This is a genomic window from Deltaproteobacteria bacterium, assembly GCA_029860075.1.
Classification (GTDB): domain Bacteria; phylum Desulfobacterota; class JADFVX01; order JADFVX01; family JADFVX01; genus JAOUBX01.
In genome coordinates, this window is record JAOUBX010000065.1 from 1 (window position 1) to 21,221 (window position 21,221).

Below are 21,221 nucleotides of genomic sequence, written 5' to 3' on the forward strand. Positions count from 1 at the left end.
CCTTCCCTGTGAATATCGAACCAGTCATATTCCTCCATGGGGAGGGAAAGAATGGCCTCCTTCAGGGCATTCTGGACGGACTTGAGTATTTTTTTACTGGCCCTTTCCTCTTCGGCCCGTTTCTGCTCGTTGATAATTTCCAGCAGCTTTTCTTCAAGTGGGCCAATGGCGTCCTTAAAAAGATCATAAGCGTCATCGAAGATAATGCCGCTTCTCGTTCCCGGTGTGAGATGGAGAAAGGGCACATCCATAATCCCCTCGAGCCAGCCCGAGGTCCAGGGCTCCCTGTTAAAGTCATCGAGGGCAGTGATTGATTCGTAAACTCTCGTGCCGAGCCTGTAAAGACCGACGCCATTTTCGTTCTCAGATTCATTCAGATAGATCTCGGTGTATATCTCTCCCTTTGCCGTAATGATTGCGGGAAGCCTGTGCAGGAGGCGGCCCTCGAATTTTCTCGGCTCTACCTTGAATTCCTTCCTGGCTACTCTGTCGAGGATTTTGACATTAACGTGGGACTGGCGGATGCGGTCCCGCAGTTCTGAAGCAAGATAGCGCTGCATTTTTTCACCACTCATGCTCCTTACGCCGGAAAGCAGAGGTGCGACGGTCATCTCCGTCCCCTTTTGGGGCAGCAGGACGCGGCGTTGCGTAATTTCGTAGCCCGGGTCCCCCTTGGCCATGCGCATCTGGTATGTCTTGCCGTCCGAGCCGGAAGAAACCATCCTCAGTTCTTCTCCCACCGTCCAGAAACTTAACAAACCTATGCCGAACTCCCCCTGTATGCCGGTGGCGCCCTCTTTTTTCAGCTGCCTTTTGATGGAGTCGCAAATGTGGGTAGCTACATATTTGAAGTCGGGAACGCCTTCGCCGTTTAAAGGAATACCCCGCCCGTCATCGATGACGCGCAGGTAGTGCTCTCCCCGTTCCTTGCCCCGTATGATGGTAACGTTTTCGGCCCGCGCGTCGATGCAGTTTTCCACAAATTCAGCGACAGCCTTTAAAGGATTACTCTGGGACAGGGCAATAATGTTGATGGCATTCCAGTTGTCGCCGATGCGGAGTCTTCCTTTTACACCCTTTGTGCTTTTACGTCTTTTTGTCATGAGTGCTAAGTTACAATTTTAATCTTTTACTGTCAATAAAGCAGTTGCAATTGCCTTCTTCATCCTTTATAAGGATTACAGCAACTGGTGGAAACGTTGATTGCTACCAGTATTGTCCGGTTAGCAAATTGCACCGCTGTCCCTCCCTCTTCAAGGGGGAGGTCAGGAGGGGGATGGGTTATTTTTTTTGATACCATTTCCATGTTAACCCATCCCCACCCCAACCCTCTACCCTCAAGGGGCATCGATACCCATGAAAGAGAGGGGGGGGTAATTTCTGCAAAATCCTAACCGGACAATGCTGGATTGCTACCTTATTCCAAAAGACTAAATTTCAATTTACTGTTTTATATAACTAACATGAAAAATACACTATCAATTTTACTTATCCTCACACTCAGTTTCTCCTGTAGCACCATCACTCCAAGGTATGTCCTAAACAGTCAGCTTGAGCCTGAAAAAGCCAGGGAGCTTATGAAGGGGATTGTGTCCGTCAATCCGCCGAGAAATTATAAAAACATTGGCTCATTGAATAAAACCGCCCAATATATTACCGCTAAATTGCGTGGCCTGGGATATGAAGCGCTGGAGCAAAAGTATTCTGCCGAGGGATATGAGTTTAAAAATATCCATGCCTTTTATAATGATCCCAATCTTCCCCGACTGGTCATAGGCGCTCATTATGACGTCTATGGTGAAAGTGAGGGGGCAGATGATAACGCTTCAGGTGTGGTGGGCTTACTCATGCTTGCTGAATTATTCATGAAATATAAACCGAACTTGGCATACAGTATTGAATTCGTCTTTTATACTCTCGAAGAACCGCCATTTTTCAGAAGTGATCTCATGGGAAGTTATATTCATGCCCGTTCCTTAAAGGCCGGTTCAGCAGATGTGATCGGCATGGTGAGCGTTGAAATGATCGGGTTTTTTACTGATAAAGAGGATAGCCAGAATTATCCCCTCGCTTTGATGAAGCTTTTTTATCCAGACAAGGGAGATTTCATCGCCGTCGTGAGTAATTTGGGTAGCGGCAAGCTGAAAAGACATTTTAAGAGAAGCTTTGAAAACCAGCATATTAAAGTTGAGAGTTTAAGTGCTCCCTCTTTTCTTGTGGGCATCGATTTTTCCGATCATCTCAATTACTGGAAGTTTGATTACCCGGCAATTATGGTTACGGACACGTCGTTTTACAGGAATAAAAACTACCATACCGGTGGTGATACGATGGATACGGTTAACTTTGAGAAGCTTGTCGAAGTGGTAAAGGGGCTTTATGTGGCGGCGGCTAATATGGAGCTTAAGTGAAAGGTTAAGATAAGGGTAGGGCGCAATAAGCGCCGGCCATTGTCTTTTGTTATTGTGAATCTCTTCTTCATTTTTATTTCAAAAAGCAGGATATATTTCTATTGATACTGGAGAGTGTTATGGTATAATCTCCAGTATCAATGGAGGTTGTCTGTGGACAAGCGGATTCTATCACAAATTATAATGGACCAGAAAGAGGTTCCCTGGCCGGACGTTCTTGTTCCCCGAAGTAAATCGGCCTTAATCCGGGCTCAGATGAATTCAAAGGATGCCGTTATTATTACCGGTATTCGTCGCTGCGGGAAATCTACCCTTCTTCAACAGACAAGAAGGGAATATGAAAAGGCGGATTACTACCTGAATTTTGATGATGAGCGCCTCTTTAATTTTACCGTTAGCGATTTTCAAGTGCTTTATGAGCTGTTTATTGAGCTTTTTGGTCATCAGAAGACCTTCTTTTTTGATGAAATCCAAAATATCGAAGGATGGGAAAGGTTTGTCAGAAGGCTGCATGACGGAGGCAATAAAATCTACATTACCGGTTCCAATGCCTCTATGTTAAGCAGGGAGCTTGGAACCCATCTGACGGGCAGGCATATCCAGATCGAGCTTTTCCCTTTTTCTTTTTCTGAATTTCTTGACTCTGAGAAAGTGAAATTTGACATAGGGCGTTTGTCGACGGAGAAAAAAAGTGAAATCAAAAGATGTTTTAACCGCTATTTTGAAGTAGGTGGTTTTCCTGACTATGTTGCCACAGAAAATAAGGCCTACCTTAAATCTCTTTATGAAAGCATCATCTACAGGGATATCATCGTTCGCTACAAGCTTGCAAATGAAACGGCATTGAAGGAACTTGTCTTGTTTTCGGCGAGTAACGTCGGTAAGGAGATTAGTTTTAATTCACTGAAGCAAATGACAGGATTGAAAAGTGCTTCTTCAATTAAAGAATATTTCGCTTACCTGGAAAATAGCTATCTTCTTTTCCTTCTGCCTAAATTCGATTATTCTCTCAAAAAACAGATTTATACGGCAAAAAAGGTTTATATGATCGATCCCGGTTTCGCGGGGACCGTTGCATTTAGAACGAGTGAGGACAGAGGGAGACTGCTGGAAAATGTTGTTTATCTGGAGTTGAAAAGAAGAGGCCTCCAAATCTACTATCATAAAATCAAAAAAGAATGCGACTTTGTCATTAAAGAGGGGGTAAAGATTGTCGAGGCCATCCAGGTTACCCAAAGCCTGGGCAATGAGAAAACGAGAAAAAGAGAGTTAAATGGCCTCCCGGAGGCAATGATTACTTACGACCTCTCTGAGGGTTTAATTCTTACGGAAGATGAAGAAGAAGAGTTGCAGATGGAAAGCCGAAAAATTTCTGTTCTGCCTGTATGGAAGTGGCTGCTTATGAAAAAAAAAGGGAATAGATAGCGCAAGGGTGCAATAAACGAAAAGTATTATGCCCGACGGTTTTTATCACTTCTTCACCACTTTCCTCTTTGCCCGCTTTGTCGGCGTTGCCTGCAAAGGATTATCGGGCCACTCATGCTTGGGATAGCGTCCTTTGAGTTCCTTTTTTACATCAAAATAAGTATTTGCCCAGAAGCCGGCCAGATCTTTCGTGACTTGGATGGGACGATGGGCGGGGGAGAGGAGATGGAGGGTAAGGGATTTTTTCCCGCCTGCGATGGCAGGTGTTTTGTCGAGGCCGAAGAGCTCTTGTAAGCGCACAGACAGAACGGGTTTTGCCGGATCGCCGTAGTCAATGGGGATGCGGGAACCGCTGGGGACTGTCCAGTGGGTGGGGGCCAGCTTTTCTAAGGCCTGTTGCTGCTCCCGTGAAAGGAGGGAGAGGAAGATCACTTTAAGATCCAGTTGCTTCAATTGCTCCAGCCGCGTCATCCCGCCAATCCAGGGGGCAAGGAGGCTCTCCAGACCCTTCGCTAAGGCAGCATCGGAAAAATCAGGAAAGCCGGCGTCAAGGTGATGCATAAAAATAAGGCGCTTCTGAATGTTTTTGCTTGCCTTGCTCCATGGCAAAGCATGAATGCCTGATGCTTTGATTCCTTCTATGAAGACTTTCGTAACTTTTTCACTATCAATTTGGACAAGGGCTTCCTCCCGCAACAGGAGTCTTGCCAGGCGGTACTCTTTCCCGGCACTTACCGTTTTTTTTGTTTTGTCCCAGACAATGACTTCCTTCTCTTTAATGAGGGGGGCGAGATTTCTTTCTATTTCATTGACTTCAATGGGGGCTGCCAGAAAAATGCGGGCCTCCCTGGCATTTCCGTCGAGAGAGGCGGCAACAAGATAGTCTCTCTTTGAAAGCATGTCATAATGCAAGAAAGCGGCGCCCTTGCCGTTACTCATGAGATAGCGTCCTTCACTTCCCTGCCTTTTTCCGGCAATCCTGTCAGGATAGGCAAAGGCGAGAAGCAATCCCGTTTTACCGGAATCATCTTTTTTGGCGGCAATGGCCAGCTTTTTCCTGAGTTGACCGGCCAGACTGCGTACCCGTCGGCAAGCTCCGCTGTCGAGGTTCATATCCGGCAGGAGCACATCTTTTCCCCCTTGCAAGGCATCGATGCGCAATCTGAGATCGGTGTGGGAAGTGCCCTGTTCAACACGGATAATATCCCTTTCCGTGAGCAGTGCTGCCAGGCTGCAGGCCAGAGAACCAAGGCCAAGGGGCCTGGCCTTCAAAACCATATGAGCCAGCCTGGGATGAAGCGGCAGTTTTGTCATTTCCTTACCAAGGGGAGTAATTATACCTGCTTCGTCGATTGCCTCAAGAAGGATAAGCAGCTCTCTTGCATGGGCAAAGGCGGCATTTGGAGGATTGTCGAGCCACCTCAACACTTGCGGTTCTTTTATTCCCCAGAGGGCCAACTCAAGAGCGAGGGAACCAAGGTCGGTCTCCAGGATTTCCGGCCTTCCATGAGCTTTGAGCAGTCTGTCTTCCTCTTCCGTCCAGAGCCGGTAACAGACACCCCCTTCGAGGCGGCCTGCCCGGCCTCTTCTCTGACGGGCCGAGGCTTTGGTAAGGGCTATCGTTTCAAGACGCGACATGCCGCTGTCCGGTGAGAAGCGGGATACCCGCATGAGGCCGCAGTCGACAATGACACGAACCCCTTCGATGGTTAAGCTTGTCTCTGCAATGGAGGTAGCGAGGACGATTTTTCTCTGTCCCGAAGGGGAGGGGAGTATTGCCCTGTTCTGCTCTTCCCTGGAGAGATCCCCATAAAGAGGCATGATGTGGATATGGTTATCAAGCCCTCCTTCTTTTAAGGTTTTTTCAAGTCGCCTTATTTCACCAGTACCGGGGAGGAAAACCAGCATGTCGCCCTTCTCCTCACGAAGGGACCTTAAAATAACAGATTTGGCCTGCGGGATCAGCTTGTAATGGTGCTGAGCTTCTCCCCTTCGAGTCCGGGGGAGGTAATGTGTTTCCACAGGGTAGCTTTTCCCTTTGCAGTAAATGACGGGAGCACTGCCCAGTAATCGGGAAAGTGGTTCTTCTTCAAGAGTGGCCGACATGACAAGAATGCGCAGGTCTTCACGCAATAGTTCCTGGCTTTCCAGTGAAAGGGCAAGTCCCAGATCGGCATGAAGGCTCCGCTCGTGGAATTCGTCAAAGATGAGAAGTCCCACCCCCTCAAGAGAGGGATCGTTTTGCAGGATGCGAGTAAGAATCCCCTCCGTTAAAACTTCGATTCGTGTTTTGTTGCTGACTTGACTATCCATTCGTGTCCTGTAGCCAACAGTCTCTCCCACCTTTTCACCGAGCAGCTCAGCCATTCGCATGGCTGCTGCGCGGGCTGCCAGCCGCCTTGGTTCAAGCATAATAATCCGCTGCTTATTCAACCATTGTTCATGGAGCAGTGCAAGAGGGACACAGGTTGTTTTACCTGCTCCGGGGGATGCCGACAAAATGGCATTACCGCCTTTGCGCAGGGTTTGCAATACTTCGGGAATAACGGACTTTATAGGGAGATCGGTGAGGGCAATCATGCTGCCAAGATAGCAGATTTTCTCATTTTTAGGAATGACTTCTTCTTTCCCGAAATGTATAAAAAACCTGCTCATAATTGCCCCTCCCGTTTCTACCTGCTATTCTTAATTGAATAGAAACGGTAAATGCCGGACCATTTATGAAAAATGAGAGGAATCAGTTGATTTCCAGATGGAAAGAAAGTTTGTTGCTTAAGGTAGTCATTCTTTCGGTATGTTTCCTTTTTATAGATCTGGGCCGGCTAAAAGGGGAGGAGAAAATGGGATTTTTACTTAAATCGACTGCTTTTACTGAAGGTGGTAAAATTCCGTCAAAATATACCTGCCAGGGAGAGGATATTTCACCGCCCCTTGAATGGGATGGGGTGCCCGAAGGGACGCGCAGCCTGGCCCTTATCGTTGATGACCCTGATGCACCTGATCCTGAAGCGCCGCAAATGACATGGGTTCACTGGGTGGTTTATAATATCCCTCCTCATGTAAAAAACCTTCCTGCCGGTACGACAGGGGCAAGTTTGCCGGCCGGTATTTTGGAAGGCGTTAATGACTGGAAGAAGAAAGGCTACGGCGGCCCCTGCCCTCCTATAGGCCGTCACCGTTATTTCCACAAACTCTACGCCCTTGATGCAGAGATTAAGGAAATGGTCAAACCAGGCAAGGCAGACGTGGAAGCAGCCATGAAGGGGCATATTATTGCCAAGGCGATACTTATGGGTACTTATGAGAAGTGATTGTCCGGCAAGGTTTTTTTAGAGAACAGGGATTGAAGTTATTATCTTTATCATGTCTAATGAACCCCTTTTTACAGGTGATTGTTAGAGAAGTCCTTAACAAATAATACTGCATTAACCTACCCCTCATAATAAAGGCACTCTTATTAGACTCCTAAAATTATTCCCGAAAATTCACTAGATAGTGGTGATGCTGAAGAAAAAAAGTTAAGTAGAAGAAAAGTCTCTTGCATTTATTCTCTTTTTTTCCATAATGTATCATTCATGAAGAAACTGAAAGAAATCTCCCTGAATTTGATCTTATTGCTTGTTTCAGTAGCATTTTTTTTGTTAATTGCAGAATTTGCAACGAGGTATTTTTGGAATGCGGGCTATCGACATAGTTATGACTGGCGAGATAGAACAGAAGGATACTCCTTTGAAAAAGGCAGAGACGTATACAGGATACTTTCTGTCGGTGATTCTGTCACATATGGGCAGGGTGTTAGTCGTGAAGAAACATTTTCTAAACTGATAGAAGAACAATTAAATAAGTCACTGCAAGGCAGGAATAATAAAAAAAATAGAAAATATGAAGTAGTTAACATAGGGTGGCCGGGGCTTAATACCGCTGATGAGTATAAGAAATTTATATCAGTTGGCGTTAACTATAAGCCGGATTTGATAATCTGGAACTATTATTTGAATGATCTGGGTAAGCCAAGTTCTTTTAAACTTAATTACCTAAAACACCCTACCTATATCAGGAGACCTCTTAATCGTCCAGGTTGGCCGTGGAAACTTCCCATACCTGTATCTGTTGACAAATATCTGACCTTGAATTCTGACTTGTACCTCTTTTTGCTTACTAAATATGATCAAATACTGAGTAACTATGGTATTAGAAAGCATACGGATCATAATGCCAGACTTCTTGAACAATATAGCAGAAAAGGTGACGATTGGTTGTATATGAAGAGAGTACTTGAAAGAGTGCTTATGATATGCAATGTAAATGAAACGAATATTGCCTTCGTTATCATTCCCTATTTTCATGAAATGGAAAATTATAAATTAGATGGGATACATACACAGCTTACTGAAACTGCTGTGTCGATTGGGTATCATTATACTCTGGACCTTCTGCCTTTTTTTAAAGATAAAAAAAATGAACAGTTGATTGTCAGCAGGATTGATACTCATCCAAATGGGATAGCACATAAAATTATGGCTGACAATATTGTAAAGTTTCTTAAGGAAAATAATCTGGTTGAAAACTGATTTTTATTTTACTTCATATTGATCTCTTTGTGCATTATCAGCTGGAACTGTAAATAATCGAGGAGAGCCTGAATCTCCGGCGGTTATATTCTCCGGGTATTACAGGACAAAGTGGGGATATGGCGCCTCTGCACTCAGACGCTATGAGGTTTTTTTAGAGCTTATAATGAAAAAGGGCCCGGTATTGCCGAGCCCTTTTTTAAAATGACTGTAATATATTATGCCGCTTTTTTTACAACCAGGTCAAAATATTCTCCCACCTGCTCCATTTTAACGATTTCCTGTCCGTCATTTTTAAGCGAGTTGGGAACGTTTCTTATGGGTTCACCGTCATCGAGCAGTATCTGCAATGTTTGACCTACCGACATCATTTCGAGCCTTATTTTGGCCTTTACATAATTAATGGGGCATTTAACACCTCTAAGGTCCATTGAGACATCGGTTTCGCCTTTGGCAGGTTCTTCTTCTTTTTTCTCCTCTGCCGCAGGAACTGTCTTGACCTCTTTTTCTTTTTCACCCTTGAATTTCATGTTTGCATCCATTCCGGCATAGAGATCAGCCACGTTCTTTGAAAGATCTTCCATGAAGTAGATCTCATCTTTAAGGCCTTCAGCCGTTAAAAGGCCGGAGAGATACTTTGCCCATCTTTTGACAAGGCCTGAAAAACGCTTGTCCAGCAGCCCCTTGCCGATGAAGTTCTTTTCAAACTCTGTAACAGAGATATAATCATCAATCGGTTCGATCCCTTTTGTAACAAGAAGTGATTTTGCAGTAAGCCCAAGGGCCTTAAAAAGCGTTTCCGAAGCGTCGTCCAGCTTTCCTTGGGCCAGATCATTTTCCGCCTTGTAAATGTGACGTCTGCCGTCGTCGATATCGGCCTCAATCATATCGAGCACACCTGCGCCGCATTCACCTTCGCCAAGACCGGCCAGGGAGAACTCTTCATCGGCGCCCCAATCCTTATAGGCATCGGGGTCTTTTTCGTAAGAGGGGAGAGGATATTCCTTAATCAACTCTCCCATTCGTTCATAACCTTTTCTCTCGAGATAGGCGTAATAATCTTCCCCTTCCTCACGGCTGTCAGCGAATTCTTTTAGAAAACGGCTGATCACTTCAGGTATTTTCTTTGCAGGAACATAACCCAGTTCTCTTCCCAGCGCTGTATGACCTTCTTCAACTCTTCCACCGAGAAGGATGTTGTAATGAGGCGCCATCCTGCCGTCGCCACGCTTGGCTCCACCCTGGAGGCCAATGGGGCCGATGGGGTGCTGACCGCATGAATTTTGGCAGCCGCTTACCTTGATTTTAACGTCTTCCATGGTAGTGATAGGAAGTCCGTTAGATTCCAGCTCTTTGCTGAGCGCCGTAGTCATATTTCTTGAAAGGCATATACCAAGGTTGCACGTTGATGCTCCGGGGCATGCTGTAATGTCGGAGGGACCGCCTACGCCTGATTTTGCAATGCCGATTTTTACAAGGTCCTGGTAAAAGGAGTAGAGATCACACCCTTTAAGCCACCTTACCATCATGTTCTGATCATGTGTGGCGCATACACAGCCTTCGCCATATTTTTTTACCGTTTCAGCGAGCATACGAAGCGCTTCGGCCTTAATATCGCCAAGGGGAAGTCTCAGCTTCGCATAGTAGAATCCGTCATGCTTCTGGGCGGAAACGTTGGTCTCCATCCAGGTATTAAAATCAGCGTCGTCTACAGTAGGAAGCGCCTTCTCGTCATCACCAAGATTCTGATTAGGATAGATGGGCGTCCTTACATCAATGCGCTTTTCACCTTCAGACTTAACAAAATCCATTTTTTCCCGATAGAGTTTTAAGAATTCTTCTCTCCCTATCTTTTCCATAACATAACGAAGTCTTGCTTTGTGCTTGTTCTTCCTGTTGCCGTGCTCGTCAAAGATAAGCATAATCGCTTCAGCCACATAAACGGCCTCATGGACAGGTACAAAATCTTCAAGCATTTCAGCCACTCTTGACTTCGCTCCCATGCCGCCTGCTGCATAGACCCTGAAACCTCTCTGCTCTACACCATCAATCTCTTTTGTCTTGGCAATGAAGCCTACGTCATTAATGGTGGAAAAAGAACAGTCATCGGAACAGCCGGAGAAAGCGATCTTGAATTTCCTGGGCAAGTTGTAACCTTTTGGATGGGTCAGGAAAAACTCCGTCATTGCCGGAGCAAAGGGCGCTACATTAAATACTTCCTTTTCGCAAACGCCCGAATCATAACAGGCAGTCACGTTTCTTACCGTATTGCCTCCGCCGCCTCTGGTGGTAAGCCCTACTTCCGTTAGTTCCTGCATGGCTTTGACGGTGTCGTCAAGTTTGACGTAGTGAAGCTGAATGTCTTGTCTTGTCGTTACATGGGGGATGCCGTTTCCATATTTCTCCGAAAGGTCGGCAACTCTGATCATCTGTTCCGGTGTGAGATTCCCTCCGGGAACTTTAATCCTTGTCATGAATCTCTCCTGTCCGCGCTGGGCATAAATACCTCGTGCTACCCTGTATGGTCTTAGCTTTGCAGCCGTTGTTTCACCTCTATTGAAACGTTCAACTTCAATCTTGTAAAGTTGAATATCATCAATAACTTCTTTGGGAATGTTGTAAAAAGGTTCCAATGCTTTGCCTCGTAATCGTCTAATGTTTTGGTATGTAAGGACTTTTTAATGAAAAGTCTATACTTTACTAAAGAACTCAAAATAATAGCATAGGGCGTGGTGAAAAATCAAGAATGTCTGTGGTCGGGGGAGAGTGAAATTGAAGGGTGGTATGTGCAAGTGATATCTATATTGTCATTGCGAGGAGCGGAGCGACGCGGCAATCTTTATTTGAATTCTTGAGATTGCTTCACTGCGTTCGCAAAGGCAGGTTTGATGTTGCGGTGCGTCCTCGCGCCGAAACAGTGACGTTACATTTGGGAAAGTATATCTGAAATATAATTAGGCAGGAGTCCTCTACCGACTATCCTCAATCCCTTGATTTTAAAATTTCCCCTTGTTATATTAACGCTCAGGTGGTGCTCGATCATTTTTAAAATTTCCCCGGTTTTTTCTTTTAACCCCACAAAAAATGACAGCCAGGTATGATGGGCAAGGTTCATCGACTTTTGTGGGCAATGGCCCCGCTACGAAACTGCTATCTATTAATGATGGGCTATGCCCACCCTTTAAAACTTTGGTAGGAAGAGAAAAATATGAGCAATAACAAAATAATATTGAACGGATGTCTTGATCAGTTTAAGACTAACAATGAGTTAACAACAAATGACAGCAAAACATTTGAATTGTTTAGCTTAACAGAAATCACTAAATCATTTGATTTGACATTTGAGGACATCGACAATTCAATTGTAGATGGTGGAAATGACGGTGGAATTGACTCCATTATCGTTTTAGCTGATGATATTTATCAAGAGACTGTCGAAGATCTTGAAGATATTGCATTTTCGCATAAAACAGGTCTGACAATCATTATCTCTCAATGCAAAAAAGAGAATTCATTCAAAGAGTCTGCTATTGACAAACTGATAACCACATTACCAGAATTATTTAATCTAGAAAAAAGTGAAGATGCTCTTTTAGTTCGTTTTAACTCAGACATTGTAGAAAAGGGATTGTTGGCAAGAGATGCTTGGAAAAAGTGCTCTATTAGCGGTGGTAAGCTTAAAGTCATCTTTAAATACTGCTGCAATGCAGAGTCTATAGAAGTGAATGGTGCATATGAATCTAAGATCGAACAACTTAAAGAACTTGCAAATAATTTATTCATAGGTGCGGAAACAGACTATGTAAATTATAGCTGCCAGGAATTGCTTAAACTGTATCAGACTCACAGAAATCAAAGATTATCTCTCACATTCAAAGAGTCTCCTTTGTCAACCAATTATGCTGATTTTGGTATTGGGTACGTTGGAACTGTCAATCTAAGCGACTATAAGTTGTTTTTAACAGATGAAGACGGCACTATCCGGGATGATCTTTTCGAAAGTAATATCCGCCATTTTCAAGGTATGGTGGATGTAAACAAGAAAATAAAAAAGACTATTATAAATCCGGATCAGAAAGATTTCTGGTGGTTAAATAATGGAATAACAATAATAGCAAACAACCCCACTCAAGTTGGAAAAACATTATCAATTGATAATGTACAAATTGTTAATGGTTTGCAAACATCCTATTCAATTTATAATAACCACAAAGGTGATACTGATGATATCCGATCTGTATTGGTTAAAGTGATAATCAATGAGGATAAAGAAACTATTGATCACATAATTGCGTCAACCAACAGTCAAAATCCTGTTTCAGCAGCCTTGTTAAGGGCAACAGATGATGTGCAAAGAGATATAGAATTATTTTTCTTGAATTTAGGTTATTTTTATGATCGTAGAAAGAATTATTATAAAAACCAGGGTAAGGCGGCCAATAGGATATTCAGCATACAGACTGCTGCTCAATCCATAGAATCTATTATTTACGGAAATCCACATACTGCACGGTCAAAGCCTACATCATTAATCAAGGATGACAGCACCTATGACCGAATTTTCGATTCTAGCAAAAGCTTTAATTCCTATCTAAATTGCTGCCTAATTCTAAAAAAGACCAACGAGTTTTGGGGTAATTTAACAGACACAGCACTCAAGACTATTATTGCAAACTTCAAGTTACATCTTTCAAGGATAGCCACCTCCTTCATATTGGGGAAGTCGAGTTATACTATTGATGAACTCGAAACAACTGACTTGAAAACTTATGATGAAGAACTATTTGGACAAACTGTCATGTTATTAATTGACGCCATCAACGCGTATCAAGAAACCAATCAAGGTGCAAATTTGATTAACATGGCTAAGGCCAGAGGATTAACCAATGGAATTACTGCTAAATTATCCCACAAATTCCAATAAATACTTCTGACAACAAAAAATAAAGCCAAGCTGGCTAGGAGTTCAGTAGATTGGGTTGAGAATGAAACCCAATACAAATGGGTGTCAGAAGCATGGATGTTGGGCTTTGCTTAGGCTCTACCCAGCTTGCAATACTATATTGTCTTTGCGAGGAGCGTAGCGACGCGGCAATCTTGTTTTAAAGATCTGAGATTGCTTCGCTACGCTCGCAAAGACTGGGAATTAAAGTGAAATATTGCTTCTCTTTCTTCGCGAAGACGATAGGTGTCTTTGTGAGGACTGTAAGGACAAAATAATCTCACTTATCTCATATCAATGAAAATGAACAAACAGTTTTATGTTTACATAATGACAAACAAGCACAATCGGGTGCTTTATACAGGTGTTACTAATAATCTTCAACGAAGAATTTATGAACATAAGGGAAAATTGGTTAAGGGGTTTACAACTAAATATAATATCAACAAGCTTGTTTATTATGAGGTTTTTGAAGACAGCTATAATGCTATTTCCAGAGAGAAGCAGATAAAAGCAGGATCGAGAAAGAAGAAGCTGGTTTTGATAGAAACAATGAATCCTGAGTGGAAAGATTTGTATGATGAATTATAGCTTATGAATTTGAGATCGCTTCACTACGTTCGCGAAGACGGCATTTGTCTTTGCGAGGAGTGGCGCGACGCGGCAATCTGACCTTAAAAGTCCGGGATTGCTTCACTGTGTTCGCAAAGACGGTAAATTATTATGGGTAGCCTTAGACTTTAAATATATACCCCAACAACCTGTAAACAAGCTTAGCCGCAAGAAAATCAGGCGCATTAATCCCTTCAATAGGAGCCAGTTCAACAAGGTCAAAACCGATAACCTCTTTTTCCTGTGCCACTTTTTTGAGAAAGGCCGTTGTTGTATGCCAGTCAAGGCCCCCCGGTTCAGGCGTTCCCGTTGATGGCATAATGGAAGGGTCCAGGCAGTCAATATCGATGGTAATGAAGATTCTTTCCGGAAGCCCTACGAGGATTTCATCCATCCAGGAAGCATCACCCTGCATGTCCCTTGCAAAAAAGATTTTTCTCTTATTCTTTTTAACAAAATCAGCATCTTCCCGTGACATGGAACGGATCCCTGCCTGTGCATAGGGCAGCCCCATATCATGAACACGTCTCATAATACAGGCATGAGAATGGGGGGAACCATCATATTTATCCCGCAGGTCGGCATGGGCATCAAGCTGGAGAACCCCAAAATCCTTGCCTCTCTGTTCAATAAGGGCATCGAGAATGCCCTTTGTCACGGAATGTTCCCCACCGATTGCACAGAGAAACTTACCGTCTTTAACCGGCTTAAGCGCCGCTTCCCTGATATTTTCCATCATTGCCGCAGGTGTTGCTGCAATATCGACAGGTGGCAGGGTATGAATACCTATGTCACAGGTGTCCTGGTCCAGTTCTTCGTCGTAATATTCGAGATTGGCTGAAGCTTTGAGAAGAGCGGCGGGACCTTTAGATGTGCCGCCGCCGTAACTTACAGTTCCTTCGTAGGGTATGGGCAGGATGGCAACGCGGCAGTCTTCATAGTTGCAATGCTCTATTTCTTCGGGTCCAAAAGGGAATAATCTCTCAGCCACTATTTGGGCTCCATCCACTCCATGATGAGAACGGCCGCAGAAACTACGGTAGTCCAGTTGCCTGCTTTATCACCGGTTGCTGTCTGGGTGAGGTTTCTTGTATCGACGATTTTCCCCGACATTTTGAATACCTCTTCTCTTTCATCCCATGCTTTGTCTGGATCGAAGTCAATGCCGAGTGTGGTGGCCAGCATGGTAGCGGCCAGATCTTCAGCATAATCACCGGCTTTTCTTTCATTCTCACCGTATGAATGATGTTCCGAAAGATATCCGTGAGTCGATCTGTCATGAGGCAAGGCAACGCCCACCGAAGCTGCAATAAGCCTGTTAGGTTCGTTCGTGGCTTGCTCGGAAAGAACAACGAAAAGGATCTGTCCGGGCCTCAGCATGGCTTCACCCTTTTTTCTCGATATCATTTTACAATTGGGCGGAAATATACTGGATACGCGAACAAGGTTCTGAGCAGCGATCCCGGCGTCTCTAAGAGCCATTTCAAAGCTGGTCAGCTTTTCTTTGTGTTTCCCCACCCCTTTTGTAAGGTATGCCATTTTAGGTACGAGCATTGTCATTCTCCTCTGAAAAATAAATCTGAATCTTTAGTTCACCACTCTTTTTGTCTCATGCCCTTCAAATCCTCAAGTGTCTTTTGTACACCTGCCCTACACCTGTGATTCCCTGCTCCTCACACCTTGCCCGGAGACAAAAAAACAGGCAAATTGAAGCGTTACGAATTATGCAAAATATAGATTAATTTTTTTTAAAAAACAATACTAATGTGGGGGCAGGAATTAATAATTCACTCCTTGCCAAATTGCAGAAAAAGTGTTACTTTGGCAAGTATTTTTTTATTCCACCTTAATGAAGAAAAGACAGGGGAACCTTGAAATTTAATGAACTGAAAATAAACGCCTATGTAATGAAGGGGATAGAGGAAGCGGGCTATAGCGAATGCACCCCCATTCAGGAGATGACTTTGCCCGTATCGCTTTCCGGTAAAGATGTTGCCGGTCAGGCCCAGACGGGGACAGGGAAAACGGCGGCCTTTTTGCTGGCAACGTTTTCAAGACTTCTTGAGTCTGATAAGGAAAAAAAGTTTGCTGAAAATCCACGGGCTCTCATCCTGGCGCCCACAAGAGAACTTGTGGCTCAGATAGAAAAGGACGCCAGGCTTTTAGGCGGTTATGCGGGCCTAAAGGTTGTCGCTGTTTATGGCGGCGTAGATTATGACAAGCAGCGCCAGAGCCTGAAGGAAGGTGTTGATGTCCTTATCGGTACGCCGGGTCGCTTTATTGATTATCTGAAACAGAAGGTTTTTAATCTGAAAGATATTGAAATTATGATCCTCGATGAAGCGGACAGGATGTTCGATATGGGCTTTATCAAGGACATACGTTTTATCATGAGGCGGCTCCCTCCTTATTACAAGCGTCAGACAATGCTTTTTTCGGCTACTCTTTCAACAAGGGTTAAAGAGCTGGCCTATGAACATATGAACAATCCTGAATATTTCTATATTACGCCGGACCAGGTGACGGCGGAAAAGGTTGAACAGTGCATTTATAATGTTTCCAAAAAGGAGAAGCTCAGCCTTTTCCTGGGGTTATTGAAAAAAGATGGCTGGCAAAAGACGGTTGTTTTTATTAATACCAAAAGAGAAGGGGAAGCGCTGGAAGCGAGGCTTGCCTGGAATGGTTACAAATGTGGTATTATTTCAGGAGATATCCCGCAGAAAAAGCGTATGCGCATTCTTGAAGGCTTTAAACAGGGGGAAATTCCTATTCTTATCGCCACCGACGTTGCCTCCCGCGGAATTCACATAGAGGGTGTTACCCATGTTTTAAATTATGATATCCCCCAGGATCCGGAAGATTACGTCCATCGTATTGGAAGGACGGCCAGGGCCGGAGCGGAAGGTAAAGCCGTCTCCTTTGCCTGTGAAGATTATGCCGTATATCTTGAAGGCATTGAGGAACTGATCGGTATGAAAATCCCTATTGAGTGGGCTGAAGACGATATGTTTGAGCCTGAAAGGGAAGGGAGCCCACCGCCAAAATTTAAAAAACATGATATGCGGAGCAAGCGGCCCCATGACAGGCGAGAAGGTCATGCAAGAAAACATCAGAGACGATCAAAGGGCGGGTCCGGCAGAAGTGGTGGAAAGCAAAATAAGTAAATAAATCAATCAAGCAAGCAGGAAGGTTTTTTACATATGATCGGTGGAATTTTAAAGAAGGTTGTTGGCAGTAAAAACGACAGGACGCTGAAAAAGATGCAGCCCCTTGTTAACAGTATTAACGCCCTTGAAGATAAAATGAAGGCACTTAGTGATGAGGAACTAAAAGCCCTTACCCCTGCTTTTAAAGAGAGAGTTGAGAAAGGTGAAAGCCTCGACTCCCTTCTACCTGAGGCCTTTGCAGCCATAAGAGAGGCCTCGGTCAGAGTTTTAGGCATGCGTCATTTTGATGTACAGCTTGTCGGTGGCATCGTTCTTCACGGCGGCAGTATTGCCGAGATGAAGACCGGTGAAGGAAAAACACTGATGGCGACACTTCCCGTCTATCTCAATGGCCTTTCCGGCAAGGGTGTTCATGTGGTTACCGTCAATGACTATCTTGCCAGGAGAGATGCCCAGTGGATGGGGAAACTCTACACCTTTATGGGGCTTAACGTTGGGAATATTCTTCACGGCATGGATGATGAAGGCAGGAAGCGGTCCTATGCCTGTGATATTACTTACGGTACGAACAACGAGTACGGCTTTGACTATCTGAGAGATAACATGAAGTTCGAGATTGAAGATTATGTGCAAAGAGACCTTAACTTTGCCATTGTCGATGAAGTTGACTCCATTCTTATCGATGAAGCGCGAACGCCGCTTATTATCTCAGGTCCCACTGAGCAATCGACGGACAAATATTACCATATTGACAAAGTAATCCCCGGCCTTAGAAAGGACGAACACTACAGCATTGATGAAAAGGCGAAAAGTTCAGTCCTTACTGAAGAGGGAATCAACAAGGTAGAAAAAGCGCTCGGTATGGAAAATCTCTATCACCCTCAGAACATAGAAACCCTGCACCATGTAAGCCAGGCGCTTAAAGCACATACGCTTTTCAAAAGAGACGTCGACTATGTCGTCAGGGACAACGAGGTAATGATCGTTGATGAATTTACGGGAAGACTCATGCCGGGGAGGCGTTACAGTGACGGTCTTCACCAGGCCCTGGAAGCAAAAGAGGGGGTAAAGATAGAAAACGAGAATCAGACCCTTGCCTCTATCACCTTCCAGAACTACTTCAGGATGTATAACAAGCTGTCCGGCATGACGGGAACGGCGGAAACAGAAGTGGAGGAGTTCAGTAAGATCTATTCGCTCGATGTAGTGGTTGTTCCTACCAATAAACCAATGGCGAGAAAAAATCTCAACGATGTCATATACAAGACGGAGAGAGAAAAGTTTAATGCCGTCATGGAGGAAATCAGGGAACTTAATGAAAAGGGCCAACCTGTTCTCGTGGGTACCATATCCATTGAAAAATCGGAGCATCTTAGTGAACTTCTTAAAAAGAACGGTATAAAACACAATGTTCTCAACGCAAAAAACCATGCAGGCGAAGCGATGATTGTTGCCCAGGCCGGCAGAAAAGGGAGCGTTACTCTTTCTACAAATATGGCGGGACGAGGAACGGATATTGTGCTCGGTGGAAATCCGGAATTCCTGGCGGCGGACCAGGTGTCTGACAAGGAGAGCGAGGAGTATAGACAGGTTTTTGAAAAGATGACGGCTCAATGCCAGGCAGAAAAAGAGGAGGTCCTGGCTGCAGGCGGTCTTCATATTCTTGGTACGGAACGTCATGAGAGCCGGAGGATAGATAACCAGTTGAGAGGCCGTTCGGGACGACAGGGCGACCCCGGCTCATCCCGTTTTTTTCTCTCACTGGAAGATGACCTTTTGAGAATCTTCGGTTCCGAGCGAATTTCCATGATTATGAACAAACTGGGTATGGAAGAGGGGGAACCTATTGAGCATGGCCTTATTTCAAGAGCCATAGAGAATGCACAGAAGAAGGTGGAAGGCCATAACTTCGATATAAGAAAGCATCTTCTTGAATATGATGACGTTATGAACCAGCAGCGTTCCGTTATTTACGGCAGGAGAAGGGAACTGCTCAAAGGCGAGGATATTAAAGATTCTATTACCGATATTATTGTTGAAAGTGTGGATGAAACTTTTAATGCCTATGTCGATGAAAGGACGCCTTCCGACGAATGGGATATTAATGCCCTTAAGGAATCATTCAAGGAACAGTTCAGGATTATCATTGATGTTCCCGAAAGTCTTCTGGTAAAGGATAAAATTGAAGAACTAAGACAATCGATTCTTGATCAGGTAAAGAAAGCCTATGAGAGAAAAGAGGAAGAAATCGGTGAACCGCTCATGAGACATATTGAAAAGGTGCTCATGCTTCAGACCATCGATACACTCTGGAAGGAACATCTCCTTGCCATGGACTACCTGAAAGAGGGGATAGGGCTGAGAGGCTATGGACAGAAGGACCCCAAGCAGGAATACAAGCGTGAAGGGTACCAGATGTTCATGGATATGATGGGAAGGGTTTATTATGATGTTATCCAGAAACTCTTTGCCGTCCAGATAGCGAGAGAAGAAGATGCATCTTTTCTTGAAGAGAGAGAGGAACAGAAAATGTTTCTTGGTCGCGGAGGCGGAGAACCCCGGGAAAGAGAGACTGTCAGGAGAGAGGGCGACAAGGTGGGAAGAAATGACCCCTGTCCCTGCGGCAGCGGCAAGAAATACAAGAAGTGCTGCGGCAGATAGAGTCTGCTGCTTTATTTAAAGGAATGGATCAGGCATAAATGTTAAAGGTAAGTGGATTTAAATTTTCAGGCATTTCGGCCGGTATTAAAGGGGAAGGGAAAAAGGACCTTGCCCTCATAGTATCGGACAAACCCCTGTCGGCAGCAGCTGTTTTTACCACATCAAAGGTAAAGGCTGCTCCCGTTATTCTCGATCAGGAGAGGATCAAAAAGGGGATTGCACGTGCTGTTATCGTCAATAGCGGCAATGCCAATGCCTGTACGGGAGAGCAGGGACTTGAGGATGCGAAATCAACTGCCGGGAGTGTTGCGAAAAGTCTGGGAATTTCAGAAGAAGATGTTCTTCTTTCCTCGACAGGTGTTATCGGCCAGAGACTGCCTGTTAATAAAATTGAAAGCGCTGTGCCGGAGCTTGTTTCGTCTCTCGGCGAAGGAGGGGAAACTTTTGCTGAGGCTATTATGACGACAGACTCTTTTCCTAAAATGCATTCCGTCACTGACGTAATTGCTGGAAAAGAGGTTACTGTTGCCGGTGTGGCAAAGGGAGCAGGAATGATATCGCCCGATATGGCTACCATGCTTGCCTATGTCATGACCGATGCCGATATAGATTCAGGTATGCTTTCCCATGCACTGAAAGTGGCGACGGATGTGAGTTTTAATTGTATCACTGTTGACGGCGATATGAGTACCAATGATACGGTAATTGCGCTTGCCTCAGGTGAAAGCGGTATTGAAATTGTTGAGGGGGAGGTGGGGCATCTCAAGTTTCTCTCCATGATGGAAGAGGTAATGGTAGAACTGGCCAGGATGATTGTTAAGGATGGGGAAGGGGCGACCAAGCTTATTGAAGTTGTGGTCAGGGGCGCTGACCGGCGGGAAGATGCAAGGAAAGCGGCTGTCAAGATTGCCAACTCTCCCCTTGTAAAAACTGCTTTTTACGGTGAAGATGCTAACTGGGGGCGCATTGCAGGGGCTCTTGGAGGTTCCGGTATCGTGCTTGATGAGAGCAGACTGGATATCTACTTTGATAATGTGCAGATCGTAAAAGGCGGCCTCTTCACTGGTGAGGAGGCGGAAAAAAAGGCCACTCAAGCGATGAAAAAGGATGAATTTTCACTGCTTATAGATATTAACCTTGGTCCCCATGAATCAAGAATATGGACCTGTGATCTAACCCATGATTATATAAGAATAAATGCAGAGTACAGGAGTTAGCTCTCTTTTCCTCTATTGATTATCCTTTCTCATAAGATTTTTTACGGCGCTGTTTTCTTCTTTTTTTCTTTTCCATCGTCCTCTTTGAGTTATTTTCCTTTTCTTACTTTTTTTTGACTGAACAGGAATCAGGATGGTGACACATGGGTCGTTATCCCTTGTCGGAATAACTCTTTCAGCCAATAAGACCTTGATTATTAACGCTGTATAAAGTA

15 protein-coding genes are annotated in these 21,221 nt (G+C 44.5%); 9 read left to right on the forward strand and 6 right to left on the reverse strand.

Features of this window, described 5'->3' with window-relative positions; genetic code table 11:
* The coding region (locus OEV42_16425; protein MDH3975860.1) for an ATP-binding protein at positions 1 to 1,103 on the reverse strand (1,103 nt) is incomplete at its 3' end.
* Between the two features lie 59 nt (positions 1,104 to 1,162).
* Positions 1,163 to 1,306 carry a hypothetical protein gene (locus OEV42_16430; protein MDH3975861.1) on the reverse strand — a complete coding sequence of 48 codons (144 nt, stop codon included), beginning with the start codon at positions 1,304 to 1,306 and terminating at the stop codon, positions 1,163 to 1,165.
* Between the two features lie 157 nt (positions 1,307 to 1,463).
* On the opposite strand from OEV42_16430, the gene OEV42_16435 reads away from it, so the two are divergent.
* Both OEV42_16435 and OEV42_16440 read left to right on the forward strand, forming a co-directional pair.
* Complete coding sequence (locus OEV42_16435) at positions 1,464 to 2,411, forward strand: M28 family peptidase (GenBank protein ID MDH3975862.1); 948 nt, start codon at positions 1,464 to 1,466, stop codon at positions 2,409 to 2,411.
* 153 nt (positions 2,412 to 2,564) lie between these two features.
* Positions 2,565 to 3,836, forward strand: coding sequence for an ATP-binding protein (locus tag OEV42_16440; GenBank protein MDH3975863.1), 1,272 nt, complete (start codon positions 2,565 to 2,567; stop codon positions 3,834 to 3,836).
* Between the two features lie 45 nt (positions 3,837 to 3,881).
* Here the strand turns inward: OEV42_16440 and hrpB are convergent, their stop codons facing one another.
* Positions 3,882 to 6,416 carry an ATP-dependent helicase HrpB gene (gene hrpB, locus OEV42_16445; GenBank protein MDH3975864.1) on the reverse strand — a complete coding sequence of 845 codons (2,535 nt, stop codon included), beginning with the start codon at positions 6,414 to 6,416 and terminating at the stop codon, positions 3,882 to 3,884.
* A gap of 260 nt (positions 6,417 to 6,676) precedes the next feature.
* On the opposite strand from hrpB, the gene OEV42_16450 reads away from it, so the two are divergent.
* Together OEV42_16450 and OEV42_16455 are read left to right on the forward strand one after the other, a co-directional pair.
* The gene (locus OEV42_16450) at positions 6,677 to 7,147 is read left to right on the forward strand and encodes a YbhB/YbcL family Raf kinase inhibitor-like protein (protein MDH3975865.1); all 471 of its coding nucleotides are present in this window, start codon (positions 6,677 to 6,679) and stop codon (positions 7,145 to 7,147) included.
* Positions 7,148 to 7,411: 264 nt separating this feature from the next.
* A complete protein-coding gene (locus tag OEV42_16455) occupies positions 7,412 to 8,407 on the forward strand; it encodes an SGNH/GDSL hydrolase family protein (protein ID MDH3975866.1) in 996 nt (331 codons plus the stop codon).
* 218 nt (positions 8,408 to 8,625) lie between these two features.
* Here the strand turns inward: OEV42_16455 and OEV42_16460 are convergent, their stop codons facing one another.
* Positions 8,626 to 11,040, reverse strand: a complete 2,415-nt coding sequence (locus tag OEV42_16460) for a sulfurtransferase TusA family protein (GenBank protein ID MDH3975867.1) — start codon at positions 11,038 to 11,040, stop codon at positions 8,626 to 8,628.
* Between the two features lie 575 nt (positions 11,041 to 11,615).
* Here OEV42_16460 and OEV42_16465 point away from each other — a divergent pair.
* Together OEV42_16465 and OEV42_16470 are read left to right on the forward strand one after the other, a co-directional pair.
* Positions 11,616 to 13,331: an AIPR family protein gene (locus tag OEV42_16465; protein ID MDH3975868.1), complete on the forward strand. Its 1,716-nt coding sequence runs from the start codon at positions 11,616 to 11,618 to the stop codon at positions 13,329 to 13,331.
* Positions 13,332 to 13,652: 321 nt separating this feature from the next.
* On the forward strand, positions 13,653 to 13,940 hold the full coding sequence (locus OEV42_16470) for a GIY-YIG nuclease family protein (GenBank protein ID MDH3975869.1): 288 nt from the start codon (positions 13,653 to 13,655) through the stop codon (positions 13,938 to 13,940).
* A 142-nt stretch (positions 13,941 to 14,082) separates the two neighbouring features.
* Here the strand turns inward: OEV42_16470 and speB are convergent, their stop codons facing one another.
* Together speB and OEV42_16480 are read right to left on the reverse strand one after the other, a co-directional pair.
* Positions 14,083 to 14,952 (reverse strand): agmatinase, encoded by an 870-nt coding sequence (gene speB, locus OEV42_16475; protein ID MDH3975870.1) that lies wholly within the window; start codon positions 14,950 to 14,952, stop codon positions 14,083 to 14,085.
* On the reverse strand, positions 14,952 to 15,515 hold the full coding sequence (locus OEV42_16480; GenBank protein MDH3975871.1) for an arginine decarboxylase, pyruvoyl-dependent: 564 nt from the start codon (positions 15,513 to 15,515) through the stop codon (positions 14,952 to 14,954). Before OEV42_16480 ends, speB begins: the two co-directional genes overlap by 1 nt.
* 317 nt (positions 15,516 to 15,832) lie before the next feature.
* Here OEV42_16480 and OEV42_16485 point away from each other — a divergent pair, with 317 nt between their 5' ends.
* From OEV42_16485 to argJ, 3 genes are read left to right on the forward strand one after another with little or no spacing between them, the layout of a single operon-like run.
* On the forward strand, positions 15,833 to 17,125 hold the full coding sequence (locus tag OEV42_16485; protein MDH3975872.1) for a DEAD/DEAH box helicase: 1,293 nt from the start codon (positions 15,833 to 15,835) through the stop codon (positions 17,123 to 17,125).
* Positions 17,126 to 17,161: 36 nt separating this feature from the next.
* Complete coding sequence (gene secA / locus OEV42_16490) at positions 17,162 to 19,789, forward strand: preprotein translocase subunit SecA (protein MDH3975873.1); 2,628 nt, start codon at positions 17,162 to 17,164, stop codon at positions 19,787 to 19,789.
* A 38-nt stretch (positions 19,790 to 19,827) separates the two neighbouring features.
* Positions 19,828 to 21,006 (forward strand): bifunctional glutamate N-acetyltransferase/amino-acid acetyltransferase ArgJ, encoded by a 1,179-nt coding sequence (gene argJ / locus OEV42_16495; GenBank protein MDH3975874.1) that lies wholly within the window; start codon positions 19,828 to 19,830, stop codon positions 21,004 to 21,006.
* Positions 21,007 to 21,221: the final 215 nt, after the last annotated feature.